The 12,853-nt window shown below is 38.7% G+C and carries 10 protein-coding genes; all 10 read left to right on the top strand.

Annotated elements, in window-relative coordinates:
• Positions 1-9: 9 nt before the first annotated feature.
• The 10 genes from AC0VXV_RS20060 to AC0VXV_RS20015 all read left to right on the top strand — a co-directional run bounded on the left by AC0VXV_RS20060 (position 10) and on the right by AC0VXV_RS20015 (position 12,775).
• On the top strand, positions 10-1,986 hold the full coding sequence (locus AC0VXV_RS20060) for a DHH family phosphoesterase (protein WP_475529818.1): 1,977 nt from the start codon (positions 10-12) through the stop codon (positions 1,984-1,986).
• The gene (gene rplI, locus AC0VXV_RS20055; protein WP_475529817.1) at positions 1,983-2,429 is read left to right on the top strand and encodes a 50S ribosomal protein L9; all 447 of its coding nucleotides are present in this window, start codon (positions 1,983-1,985) and stop codon (positions 2,427-2,429) included. The genes AC0VXV_RS20060 and rplI overlap by 4 nt, the downstream gene beginning before the upstream one ends.
• 12 nt (positions 2,430-2,441) lie before the next feature.
• Complete coding sequence (gene dnaB, locus AC0VXV_RS20050) at positions 2,442-3,794, top strand: replicative DNA helicase (protein ID WP_079523573.1); 1,353 nt, start codon at positions 2,442-2,444, stop codon at positions 3,792-3,794.
• Positions 3,795-3,988: 194 nt separating this feature from the next.
• On the top strand, positions 3,989-5,275 hold the full coding sequence (locus tag AC0VXV_RS20045) for an adenylosuccinate synthase (RefSeq protein ID WP_475529816.1): 1,287 nt from the start codon (positions 3,989-3,991) through the stop codon (positions 5,273-5,275).
• A gap of 288 nt (positions 5,276-5,563) precedes the next feature.
• The gene (locus AC0VXV_RS20040) at positions 5,564-7,033 is read left to right on the top strand and encodes a peptidoglycan DD-metalloendopeptidase family protein (RefSeq protein ID WP_475529815.1); all 1,470 of its coding nucleotides are present in this window, start codon (positions 5,564-5,566) and stop codon (positions 7,031-7,033) included.
• A 238-nt stretch (positions 7,034-7,271) separates the two neighbouring features.
• The gene (gene yycF, locus AC0VXV_RS20035; protein WP_008408338.1) at positions 7,272-7,982 is read left to right on the top strand and encodes a response regulator YycF; all 711 of its coding nucleotides are present in this window, start codon (positions 7,272-7,274) and stop codon (positions 7,980-7,982) included.
• Positions 7,983-7,987: 5 nt separating this feature from the next.
• Positions 7,988-9,823, top strand: a complete 1,836-nt coding sequence (walK, locus tag AC0VXV_RS20030) for a cell wall metabolism sensor histidine kinase WalK (protein WP_475529814.1) — start codon at positions 7,988-7,990, stop codon at positions 9,821-9,823.
• A complete protein-coding gene (locus AC0VXV_RS20025; protein ID WP_475529813.1) occupies positions 9,820-11,154 on the top strand; it encodes a YycH family regulatory protein in 1,335 nt (444 codons plus the stop codon). The genes walK and AC0VXV_RS20025 overlap by 4 nt, the downstream gene beginning before the upstream one ends.
• Complete coding sequence (locus AC0VXV_RS20020; protein ID WP_475529812.1) at positions 11,141-11,974, top strand: two-component system regulatory protein YycI; 834 nt, start codon at positions 11,141-11,143, stop codon at positions 11,972-11,974. Before AC0VXV_RS20025 ends, AC0VXV_RS20020 begins: the two co-directional genes overlap by 14 nt.
• Before the next feature lie 12 nt (positions 11,975-11,986).
• Complete coding sequence (locus AC0VXV_RS20015) at positions 11,987-12,775, top strand: MBL fold metallo-hydrolase (protein ID WP_475529811.1); 789 nt, start codon at positions 11,987-11,989, stop codon at positions 12,773-12,775.
• Positions 12,776-12,853: the final 78 nt, after the last annotated feature.

The raw sequence follows: 12,853 nt of genomic DNA, 5'->3' as shown, positions 1-12,853 counted from the left end.
CTGATGGGAATGGGGATTTTTCGTAAAAGACCAATTCGATATCCACTATTAGTATTATTTTTACTTGGTGCAGTAGCAGCTATCCTTATTATGATGTGGAATGTATGGGTGGGAATAGCCTTTATAGCTATTTATTCAGTAGCAGCTTACTACACGGTAAAAGTTGAATTATTAACATATGTAGAAACCGAAAAGCATATTCAAACACTTTCCTACCGGATGGAGGATGTCGGAAAAGAGGCATTTCTGGAAATGCCATTCGGAATCCTGATAATGAATGATGAAATGACGGTGGAGTGGGCAAACCCGTTTATGCTTCGCGTACTGCAGCAAGAATCGCTAGTCGGATATGAACTTGAAATGATTTCAGAAGAGCTGCCTCTACTTGTTAAAGAAGACCAAAAAAATGAAACGGTCATTGCTATCAATGATCGGAAGTACCATATTTATTATAAAGAAGAAGAGAAACTTTTCTATTTCTTTGATATTACAAAGCAAGTACAGATTGAAAAGCAATATATGGCGGACCGGACAGTACTCGCCATTCTTTTTATCGATAATTATGATGAGCTTACATCGGGCATGGATGACCAGGCAAAAAGCGTAACGAATACGATGATGACATCGATTATAAATGAATGGGCAGCACAATATGATATTTTTGTTAAAAGAATCGCATCGGACCGTTACATGGCTGTGTTAAATGAATCGATTTTATCGGAGCTTGAGCAGAAGCGTTTTTCAATTTTAGATGTAATCCGTGAACGAACATTGATGCAGAAAAATTTATCATTAACATTAAGTATCGGCATTGGAGCAGGCTCTCAATCTCTTGTGGAGCTTGGGCAATTAGCGCAGTCGGGACTTGACCTAGTTCTAGGCCGTGGTGGTGACCAAGTTGCCATTAAGCAGTCCAATGGTAAAATTCGCTTTTATGGCGGTAAAACAAATCCTGTTGAAAAGCGCACAAGAGTACGTGCCCGTGTAATCTCACATGCACTGAGTGATTTAATTCAAGATAGTGACCGCGTTTTCGTAATGGGCCATAAAAATCCGGATATGGATTCAATAGGAGCATCTGTCGGTGTTCGTAAAATGGTTGCGATGAACGGTATTGAAGGATTTGTCGTAGTCAATTTTGATGAAGTACGCGGAAGTGTAGACCGGTTAATGACCGAGTTGGAACAAAAAACTGATTTTTACGATCGCTTTATTACACCTGACGAAGCTTTATCAAAAATAACTCCAAAATCACTTGTAGTTATTGTCGATACACATAAGCCAAGTATGGTGATTGATAGTCGGATACTAAACAGAACGGATAAGGTGGTTGTTATTGACCATCACCGTCGCGGAGAAGAATTTATCAATAATCCGACATTAGTATATATGGAGCCATATGCATCCTCTACAGCAGAACTCGTTACGGAGCTGCTGGAATACCAGCCTCAAAATGAAAAGTTATTGCCGCTTGAAGCGACAGCATTATTGTCTGGTATTATTGTGGATACAAAAAGCTTTACATTAAGAACAGGTGCGCGTACATTTGAAGCCGCTTCATATTTACGTACATTTGGTGCTGATACCGTGCTGATTCAACGTCTGTTAAAGGAAGATGTAGAAACATATGTCGCACGTTCAAAAATTATTCAAACTGTAGAATTCCCGTTTGCAGGAATTGCGGTAGCAAATGGTGAAGATTCAAAAGTATACGATTCAGTATTAATCGCACAAACTGCAGACATTTTACTAACAATGAAAGATGTCGGTGCCTCGTTTGTCATTGCCCATCGCAATGATGGACTGATCGGCATTAGTGCACGTTCATTAGGAGAAGTAAATGTCCAGCTTGTCATGGAAAAGCTTGGCGGTGGAGGCCATTTAACAAATGCCGCTACCCAAATGGAAGCACAATCCATTGATGAGGTTAAAAAACATTTATATGAAGCAATTAATGAAGTAGTCGAAGGGAGTAAAGAATCATGAAAGTAGTATTTTTAAAAGACGTAAAAGGTAAAGGCAAAAAAGGTGAAATTAAAGAAGTAGCAGAAGGTTACGCACGTAACTTTTTACTTAAAAACGGTTATGCAAAAGAAGCTAATAACCAGGCAATTAGCGAACTGCAAGGTCAAAAGCGTTTAGAAGAGAAAAATGCAGCGGCAGAGTTGCAGGCAGCGAAAGATTTAAAAGAGCAATTAGAAGCAATTACAGTAGAAGTAAAAGCGAAATCAGGTGAAGGTGGTCGCCTATTTGGTTCAGTATCTACTAAGCAAATTGCAGATGCATTACAAAAGAAACATGGTTTTAAAGTAGATAAACGCAAAATGGATTGTAATGAAGGACTTCGTTCATTAGGTTATGCCAATGTACCAGTGAAGTTACATCAAGATGTAAAGGCTACTTTAAAGGTACATGTAATTGAAGAATAAGGAGCGACAACAATGAACGAATCCATGATGGACCGAGTTCCTCCACATAATAGTGAAGCGGAACAATCGGTCATTGGAGCCGTTTTCCTTGAACCACAAGCTCTAATAACAGCATCTGAAATTGTTATAGCAGATGATTTTTATCATATTGCACATCAAAAGATCTTCCAAACGATGCTGAACTTGAGCGATCAGGGAAAAGCAATTGATCTTGTCACTGTAACGGAAGAATTATCAGCAAAAAAAGAGCTCGAGGATATCGGCGGATTAAGCTATATTACGGAATTGGCGAGTGCTGTTCCGACAGCTGCCAATATCGCACATTACGCAAAGATAGTAGAAGAAAAGGCGATTTTACGTCGCCTTATTCGCGTTGCATCTAAAATAGCGGATGACGGATATACGCGTGAAGATGAGGTAGAGGTTCTTTTAGCAGAAGCTGAAAAGAAAATGCTTGAAGTTTCGAACCGTAAAAATGCGGGCGACTTTAAGCACGTAAAAGATGTACTTGTTCAGACATTTGATAATATTGAACAGCTCCAGTCACGTGACGGAGATGTGACAGGTATTCCTACCGGTTTCCGTGATTTGGACAAGATGACGGCCGGTTTCCAACGCAACGATTTAATTATTGTAGCAGCCCGTCCATCAGTTGGTAAAACAGCCTTTGCCCTAAATGTAGCCCAAAGTGTTGCTGTAAAGGCCCGTGAAAATGTAGCTATTTTCTCACTTGAGATGGGCGCGGACCAACTTGTCATGCGTATGTTATGTGCAGAAGGCAATATTGATGCACAACGCTTGCGTACAGGTGCTTTGGAGACAGAGGACTGGAGTAAGCTGACAATGGCTATGGGAAGTTTATCAAATTCCGGTATTTATATCGATGACTCTCCTGGTGTACGCATGACGGATATACGTGCGAAATGCCGTCGATTAGCAAAGGAAAGCGGTTTGGGGATGATTTTAATCGACTACTTGCAGCTTATTTTAGGTAGCGGTAAGCCAGGGGAAAACCGTCAGCAGGAAGTATCGGAAATTTCCCGTTCTTTAAAAGGTTTAGCACGTGAACTAAAAGTACCTGTAATAGCCTTATCACAGCTGTCCCGCGGTGTAGAGCAGCGTCAGGATAAACGGCCGATGATGAGTGACTTGCGTGAATCAGGTTCGATTGAGCAGGATGCCGATATCGTAGCCTTCCTATACCGTGATGATTACTACGATAAAGAATCGGAAAGTAAAGATATTATCGAAATAATTATTGCAAAACAGCGTAACGGTCCAACAGGCACGGTAAGCTTGGCATTCCGTAAAGAGTACAATAAATTCCTGAATTTAGAATTTACCCCTCCTCCACGAGAGGAGTAACACTTAAACACGAACGTTCCGCATAAGTTAAATGTGGATGTTCGTGTTTTTTGTTGACATTTATGATTTGAACTTGTTAAAATGTTCATGTTTCATCATTAAGGAATTAAAAGGTAAATTCTTATGAATAAGAATGAAATACTTAATACATAATTTTAGTCGTTAGGTAATTCATTCGTCGGAGGTGCACATAGATGACAGCTGTAGTTGTAGTAGGTACGCAATGGGGAGATGAAGGAAAAGGTAAAATTACAGATTTCCTTTCAAAAAGAGCAGATGCAATCGCACGTTATGCTGGTGGAGATAACGCGGGTCACACAATTAAAATCGGTGAAGAGACATATAAATTGCATTTAATCCCTTCAGGAATTTTTTATCCGGATAAACTTTCGGTTATAGGAAATGGTGTTGTTCTTAATCCAAAGTCAATTGTAACGGAATTAAAAGGACTGCAAGCTAGAGGAATTGATACATCGAACTTAAGAATTTCCAATCGTGCACATGTTATTTTGCCATATCACATTCATCAGGATATTGCAGAGGAAGCGGCACGTGGTGATGAAAAAATAGGAACGACAGCAAAAGGAATTGGTCCTTGCTACCAAGATAAAGTTGCCCGAATCGGAATTCGTGTAGCAGATCTTTTAGATAAAAAAACATTTGAAAAAAAATTACGTGCAAATTTAACATTAAAAAATCGTTTATTTACGAAGTTTTATGAAGTAGAAGGCTTAGAGTTTGATGATATTTTCGAGGAATACTACGCATACGGTCAAGAAATTGCCCAATATGTAACGGATACATCGAAAGTGCTGAACGATGTTGTTGATGAAGGCGGTAAAGTGCTGTTTGAGGGAGCACAAGGAATTATGCTTGATGTCGATCAAGGAACTTATCCATATGTAACTTCTTCAAACCCTGTAGCAGGCGGTACAGCAATCGGATCAGGTGTTGGTCCAACAGCAGTAGAGCGCGTTGTTGGTGTTTGTAAGGCATATACATCCCGTGTTGGGGATGGTCCATTTCCATCTGAACTTCATGATGAAATTGGCCAGCAAATTCGGGAAGTAGGCCGTGAATATGGGACAACAACAGGTCGCCCGCGTCGTGTTGGGTGGTTTGATACGGTTGTAGTTCGTCATTCACGCCGAGTTTCAGGAATAACGGATTTAGCTTTAAATTCTATTGATGTATTATCAGGGCTTGAAACGGTTAAAATTTGTACAGCGTATGAATATAACGGAGAACAGATTACAGAATACCCGGCAAACTTGGAAATCATTGAACAGTGTAAACCTGTCTATGAAGAACTGCCAGGTTGGTCAGAAGATGTGACGAACGTTCGCACATTTGATGAGCTGCCAGAGAATGCGAAAAATTATGTACAGCGCATTGTTGAGCTTACAGGTATTTCATTGATGACTTTCTCAGTTGGCCCTTCACGTGAGCAAACAAATATCGTAAATGAAATTTGGAAGTAATTATTTGAAGTATAGAAGTGTATTAAAAGTCTAGCCGGCTTTTAATATGCTTTTTTTGTTACTAGGAAAAACTATAAATGGATATAAGGAGGGTTAGTGGACTATTTTACCTACTAAAAATGTAACATTCTTTTAGAAAATAATACATTTACATTACAAAAAGACTGGAGCGGTTCATTTGAAATGAGAAATATGGTACATTAGCAAAGTGTGTTTTTAGCAATCGCTAGTTATTTAAAGAAAATACATCATTTTTATAGGACAGATCTAGTCGAAAGGAGCTTTATCATGAGTTCAAAAGGAAACAAGTTAGACTTGAAAAAATCTAATCAAAGTCTAATGAATCGTCATAATAGAAAACTTAAAATGGCTACATTATTTGCATTACTTGTTTCTACAGTGACATTCAATATAGGTTTCGCGAATGAAACAGATAAAGAAAAATTCGCTAAAGTTTTCCACGTTTATGTAGCTGATACATACGTAGGTTCCGTTGCAGATGAAGCAACAGTAAATGAGATTGTCGAGCAAAAAGAGCAAGAGGCAAGCGAACAATATGAAGACTTAACTATTGACGCAGGCGCTGATATTTCACTTATACCAGAGCAAGTATTTACAGTCGAAGCTAATGAAGAGCAGACATTAAAAAACCTTCAAGAGGCAATAACTGTTCAGGCACAAGCCTACTCACTAAAAGTGGGAGAAACAGTCGTTGCATCAGTGAAGGATAAAAAAGAGTTTGAAGCTGTAATTGACGGATTAAAGCTTCAATTTGTAACACAAAACGATTTAAAAGAATTGCAAAACAATGCAACTAAAGATTCTGTACCCGAATTACAAAAGGATGAAACACGCCTGGTCGATCTTACATTATCTGCTCCGATTACAGGTGATGAAGTGTTAGCCGAGCCGGCAAATATTGTTTCTGCCGAACAAGCAGTACAACTTTTACAAACAGGTGCATTGGAGCAAGAAGTATATACTGTAAAAGCAGGAGATGTGTTAGGTTCAATTGCAAAAGCACATGATTTAACAACTGCTGAGTTATTAAAAATCAACCCTACGCTTAAAGCAGACACTGTCCTTCAAATTGGCGAACAAGTCAATGTAACTGTACAAAAGCCATTTGTTACAGTAAAGACGGTTTATGAAAAGAAAAAAGTAGAGGAAATGGACTTTGCGAAAATCGTCAAAGAAGATGCAACGATGCTTAAAGGTAAAAAAGTAGTGAAGCAGGAAGGCGAAAAGGGCAAGAAAGAAGTTTCGTACTTAATCACTGAAGAGAATGGTGTCCGTACTGAAAGAATACAGTCAGAGGCAAATGTAGTATCTGAGCCTGAAAACCGTATTGTCGTTGTCGGAACGAAAGTGATCCCTTCTGTTGGAACCGGTACTTTTGCTTGGCCGGCAGTTGGTGGCTATATTTCAAGTAATATGGGAGAGCGATGGGGACGTTACCACTATGGTATTGATATTGCCCGTCCATCAAACTATACGATAAAAGCGTCAGATAATGGTGTTGTCAAAACTGCAGGCAAGCATTCAACATACGGAAATTATGTAGTGATTAACCATAAAAACGGTTTTGAAACATTGTATGCCCATTTATCTCGCATTGATGTAAAAGTTGGACAAGTAGTAGAACAAGGCTCCGCTTTAGGACAAATGGGTTCAACGGGGCGTTCAACAGGCACACACTTACATTTCGAAGTTCATAAAAACGGTAAAGAAGTAAATCCGTTATCATATTTAGATTAATTTTTAGCAGTCCAAGACAGAATTGGACTGCTTTTTCTATAATATGGTCTTCAAGTTATTAGAGTGGATAAAATTCAAAAACTATTCTTAAATGGGTGGAATATTTCCCGGAAAATAATCATAGCAGTATAGCTGTATAATGCACCAAACGGCAAAGCATGATAGAGTAGTTATAGTAAAAATAAAGATAACCTTTCATAATTATATAGAGAATATATGAGAAAAGAGGAATTAGACGATGGATAAAACGATATTAGTTGTAGACGATGAGAAACCAATTGCAGACATTCTGCAGTTTAATTTAATAAAAGAAGGTTATCGCGTCATTTGTGCATACGATGGGGACGAAGCGCTTCAAAGAGTTGAAGAGGAACAGCCTGATTTAATGCTGCTGGATATTATGCTACCTAAACGTGACGGCATGGAAGTATGTCGTGAAGTGCGCAAAAAATATGATTTCCCAATTATTATGCTTACGGCAAAAGGTTCGGAAATCGACAAAGTGCTGGGGTTGGAAATGGGTGCTGACGACTATGTAACAAAGCCGTTTAGTACACGTGAATTAATCGCCCGCGTAAAAGCGAATATGCGCCGATTAAATGTGCCTGCCCAAATAGAAGAAGCACAAGCGGAAACGAACGATATTGTAGTGGGCTCTTTAACGATTCAGCCAGATGCCTATTTAGTATTAAAGCGTGACGAGTCAATTGAATTAACACACCGTGAATTTGAATTACTGCATTATTTAGCAAAACATATTGGTCAAGTTATGACACGTGAGCATTTGCTGCAAACAGTATGGGGGTATGATTATTTCGGTGATGTACGAACAGTGGACGTAACAATCCGCCGTTTACGTGAAAAAATTGAAGATAATCCAAGTCATCCTTTATGGATTGTTACGAGACGAGGAGTCGGCTATTACTTACGAAACCCTGAACAGGAGTAAAATACATGCAAAAAGTGAGCTTTTTTAAGTCCATCCATGTAAAGCTTGTACTGATTTATGTCCTATTAGTTATTATTGCTCTTCAAATTATAGGCATTTATTTCTCAAAGCAGCTGGAGACGAGTTTAAAAACGAATTTCCAGGATTCGATTCGCCAAAGAATAGAGCTTGTGCATTATAGTGTACGTGAAGAAATGTTAAAAGTGCGCGATGAAAATACGCCTCCTACGATAGAGGATAGTTTAAAGTCCATTTTGCAGAGTTTTTCTACAGAAGATATTAACAAAATCAATGTAGTGGACCGTCAATACCGTATATTGGCTACTTCCGATAATGACCAGGCAATTGTTGGTCAACGGATAAATGAAGAAATTATCCAACAGGCCGCGTCTTCCGAAACACTGTTGGATAAGGTTTCAATGGATCGGGATACAGGAGATCGCATGTGGATACTGGCTGTCCCTATTATGGATAATGTAGGGCCCAAGGAGGAATTGAAGGGTGTCATTTACGTTCAATCGAATATTGAAAAGGTATATGAGCAATTAAATGAAATTAATCGTATTTTTGCAGCAGGTATTGCAGTTTCGCTTGCTATTACGATTATATTAGGAATTTTAGTTGCGAGAACCATCACTCGCCCTATTTCCGATATGCGAAAACAGGCGCAGGCAATGTCAAAAGGGAACTATGCAAGGAAAGTGCGTGTATACGGAACAGATGAAATTGGACAGTTAGCCATTGCCTTCAATCATTTGACCAATCGCCTTCAGGAAGCACAATCCACGACAGAGGCTGAACGCCGGAAACTGGCAAGCGTACTTAGTAATATGACAGATGGTGTAATTGCAACAGACCGTAAAGGGAAAATTATTTTGATTAATGATCCGGCATTGGAATTGCTTCATGATTCACGTGAAACAACTTTAAACCGCCCGATTGCATCGGTATTGCGTTTAGACCAGGAGTATAGTTTTGAAGACTTGATTCATATGAAAGATCCTGTGAATCTTGATTTTAGTATGAATGATGCGCCATATGTGTTACGGGCAAACTTTTCTGTAATTCAAAAGGAAACAGGTTTTGTTAATGGTCTGATTACAGTATTGCATGATATTACCGAACAAGAAAAAATCGATATGGAACGTCGTGAATTTGTTGCGAATGTTTCCCATGAATTGCGTACGCCGTTAACGACGATGCGCAGCTATTTAGAAGCCCTTGCAGAAGGTGCGTGGAAAGATGAAAATATAGCACCAACATTTTTAAACGTCACACAAACTGAAACAGAGCGTATGATCCGCCTTGTTAATGATTTGCTGCAGTTATCAAAAATGGACAGCCAGGAGTATGAACTGAACTTGGAGTTTGTTGAATTTAATAAGTTTTTCACGCAAATTATCGACCGATTTGAAATGTCGAAGTCACAAAATGTAGAGTTTATCCGATTGCTTCCGGAAAAAAGTTATTTTGTTGATATTGATACCGATAAGCTGACACAGGTAATCGATAATATTATTTCAAATGCATTGAAGTATTCTCCGGATGGCGGCAATATTCGTTTTGGTTTTACCGTTCATGATAATATGATTCGCGTTATGATTTCAGATGATGGCATGGGAATTCCGAAAGAAAATGTGACGCGAATTTTTGATCGTTTCTATCGTGTAGACCGAGCAAGAGCAAGGTCGATGGGTGGAACAGGTTTAGGTCTTGCAATCGCTCGTGAAATGATTGAAGCACACGGCGGGAAAATTTGGGCAGAAAGTGAGGAAGGCCAGGGTACTACGATATTCTTCACATTGCCATATGAATTGGATGAAGCGGGTGATTGGGAATGAAATATGTTGAACAGATAAAATCTTTTTTATTAGCATTCCTCGTTCTACTCAGCATAGTGTTTACACTTCTTATTTGGAATTACAAACCGGAATATGAAACGATAAAGGAGACCCAGATTGAGGAAGTACTTGTCGGCAAACCGAAGGACATACAGGAAGTAATAAAACCATACAGATTGTTGTATCGCCAAAATGACCAATTTTACGGTACAGTCTCTTCAACACCTTTAAAAGGACTATATAAACACTTACGTTCATGGCAAGTTTACGAGATGGACTTAATTAATGTTGACCTTTCAGACAGTAGTATGAATGAAATGGTACGTATGAATAATCGCATAACAATGTTTTATAAGGAAGAAATTCCTTTGCGCGTTTTCTCTAATCTTTTGTCATATAATGAAAATGAAATACCAGATGCAAGCTTTACACGTCTTATTATAGACTGGTCAAATGTTGAGAATAGCGATCAGCTTCAGTTGCTCTTCCTAAACACAGAAAAAGGATTATTATATAGAGCGTATGCAAGCGTACCTGATAAGGATTATTTCATGGAGAAGGTAATTGAACCGGCAAATGATTATGGCCAATACGTTGAAGTTGAACGGGATGCTTTACGCTCTTTATATGTGGCCAAAGATCCTATACAGTTAGCGAGGGACAGATATTTAGCTGTAGATATTAAACCTGATCTATTTAAAAAGATTCTGTTCACCGATTTAAAAATCGTACAAAGGAATATTGAAAGTTCTCAATCAGAAAGGTTTACTGATGGAACATCGTTAATGACAGTTGATAGCCAAAATCGGATAATAAATTATGTATACCCGACTGCAGAAAGTAATACACCGCTTCCTTCGACAAGATTATTGAAGGACAGTTATAATTTTATAAATGACCATGGTGGATTTACAATGGATTACCGCTTGTCCTATATGGACATTGGAAGGCATAGTACAGAGTATCAGCTATTTGTACAGGGTCTTCCTGTATACAGTAATGATACGATGACTCGTCTCGTAACTACTTGGGGTGAAGACCGTATTTTCCGTTACCGCCGCCCTTATTATTTAATGGATACTCATATTGATGGGGTACAGAGAGATCTGGAATCAGGGGAACAAATAGCTGAGTCACTCCGTACAAATGATAAAAAATTATTTAATGAAACAGAGGAAATCGTTGTCGGGTACGAATTAACGCTTGAAGAATCGGAGCAGGATACGGATTTAGTCCTCGTATTGGAGCCAAAATGGTTTGCCGTAACAAACAATGAATGGACACGCCTTTCACCCGAGGAAACAGGGGGTGATGAATTTGGATTGGAGTAGAACGAAAACTATTTTTATATGGGTTTTTCTAGTATTGAATCTCTTTTTATATACGCAGTATTTAGAGAGCTATAAAGAAGGAGAGAAAATAGAAGTTTTAGGGGAAACGGTGGAAATCGAAGCCCGTTTGAAGGAAGATAATATAACGTATATTGCCCTTCCGAACAATAAGGAAAGTGCGGCATATTATTCCGGACAAATTAAAAATTTCTCTCCATCTGAAGTGCCATACTTTCCGAATCAAAGTGCAAAGATCGAAAATAACAATAAGCTGATTGTGACGATGGACAAGCCTGTAAAGCTACAGAAAAGCGATACCCGAGATTCATATACTGAATTTGTCCACAACAATGTATATGAAGGTAATTCCTATGTGCTTTGGAGTATCGATGAAGAGAAAAGAGAAGCGACATTTTTCCAGAAGGTGAATGATGTAACACTGTATTATAATGTGCGTGGTTATGTAAAACTTTATTGGGATGATGAAAACAGCATTGTTTCCTATGAGCAAACAATGCTGGAAGAGCATAAAAAATTAGATAAAGAACAGAATCTATTAACTGCAAGACAAGTATTGCAGATTCTATATGGAAAGAATTTATTAAAACCAGATTCTCAGATAACGGAAATGAATCTAGGCTACTCTACAATTGTTCAATTAACGCAAACACAAGTATTTGCACCGACATGGGAAGTGCGGGTAAAACTGGCTGATGACACAGAAGAAATACATTTTGTGAATGCGGTACAAGGACGAATTGTGGAGATCCAAAATGACTTATCCGAAATTGTCGAGCAGACAGAGGATTTGGAAGAGTAGGGAGTTTTAACAATGCGATTTAGCGTTTTAGCAAGTGGCAGTACAGGAAACGCAGTCTACGTAGAAAATGATGAACACTCATTTTTGATTGATGCAGGCTTAAGCGGAAAGAAAATGGAGCAACTGTTTGCTAATATAGATCGTGATATGAAAAGTTTATCAGGTATTTTAGTAACACATGAGCATAGTGACCATATAAAAGGGCTCGGTGTCATTGCACGTAAATATAATATTCCTGTATTTGCAAATGCAAAAACATGGACAGCGATGGACGGGCTAGTAGGAACAATCCCAACCGATTTATGTTTTGATTTTAATATGGAAACTGTAAAAACATTCGGCGGGCTGGATATTCAATCATTTGCCGTGTCTCACGATGCTGCTGAACCGATGTTCTATACATTCTATGAGAACGGGCGAAAGCTAGTTGTCATTACAGATACAGGCTATGTCAGTGACCGGATGAAAGGATATATCTCAGCAGCAGATGCCTACGTATTTGAAAGTAACCACGATGTGAGTATGCTTCAAATGGGCAAATATCCTTGGAGTATTAAACGCCGTATATTATCGGATGTAGGACATGTTTCAAATGAGGATGCTGCAGTAGCAATGGCTGATGTTGTAGCAGAAAAACCGACGCAAATTTATTTGGCGCATTTAAGTAAAGACAACAATATGAAAGATCTGGCGCGGATGAGCGTAGAACAGACATTACAGTCATGCGGCATTATTGCAGGGGAATATTTGCATCTGCATGATACCGATGCCAATGAGCCGACAAAGCTTGTGACAGTTTAATTTAGCAAGGCATAATTGAAGTAAATATGGGTAAAAGATAGGTGTGTTAAAAGTTTCTACTTTTAGCATACCTTTTTT

The sequence above is a fragment of the Solibacillus sp. iso_87 genome, assembly GCF_056173085.1.
This window is presented reverse-complemented; position numbering and strand designations above follow the sequence as displayed.

Excerpts from the sequence above, each read along its gene's own strand:
- AC0VXV_RS20060 (WP_475529818.1), top strand. The coding sequence starts at position 10 with ATGGGGATTTTTCGTAAAAGACCAATTCGATATCCACTATTAGTATTA.
- rplI (WP_475529817.1), top strand. The coding sequence starts at position 1,983 with ATGAAAGTAGTATTTTTAAAAGACGTAAAAGGTAAAGGCAAAAAAGGT.
- dnaB (WP_079523573.1), top strand. The coding sequence starts at position 2,442 with ATGAACGAATCCATGATGGACCGAGTTCCTCCACATAATAGTGAAGCG.
- AC0VXV_RS20045 (WP_475529816.1), top strand. The coding sequence starts at position 3,989 with ATGACAGCTGTAGTTGTAGTAGGTACGCAATGGGGAGATGAAGGAAAA.
- AC0VXV_RS20040 (WP_475529815.1), top strand. The coding sequence starts at position 5,564 with ATGAGTTCAAAAGGAAACAAGTTAGACTTGAAAAAATCTAATCAAAGT.
- yycF (WP_008408338.1), top strand. The coding sequence starts at position 7,272 with ATGGATAAAACGATATTAGTTGTAGACGATGAGAAACCAATTGCAGAC.
- walK (WP_475529814.1), top strand. The coding sequence starts at position 7,988 with ATGCAAAAAGTGAGCTTTTTTAAGTCCATCCATGTAAAGCTTGTACTG.
- AC0VXV_RS20025 (WP_475529813.1), top strand. The coding sequence starts at position 9,820 with ATGAAATATGTTGAACAGATAAAATCTTTTTTATTAGCATTCCTCGTT.
- AC0VXV_RS20015 (WP_475529811.1), top strand. The coding sequence starts at position 11,987 with ATGCGATTTAGCGTTTTAGCAAGTGGCAGTACAGGAAACGCAGTCTAC.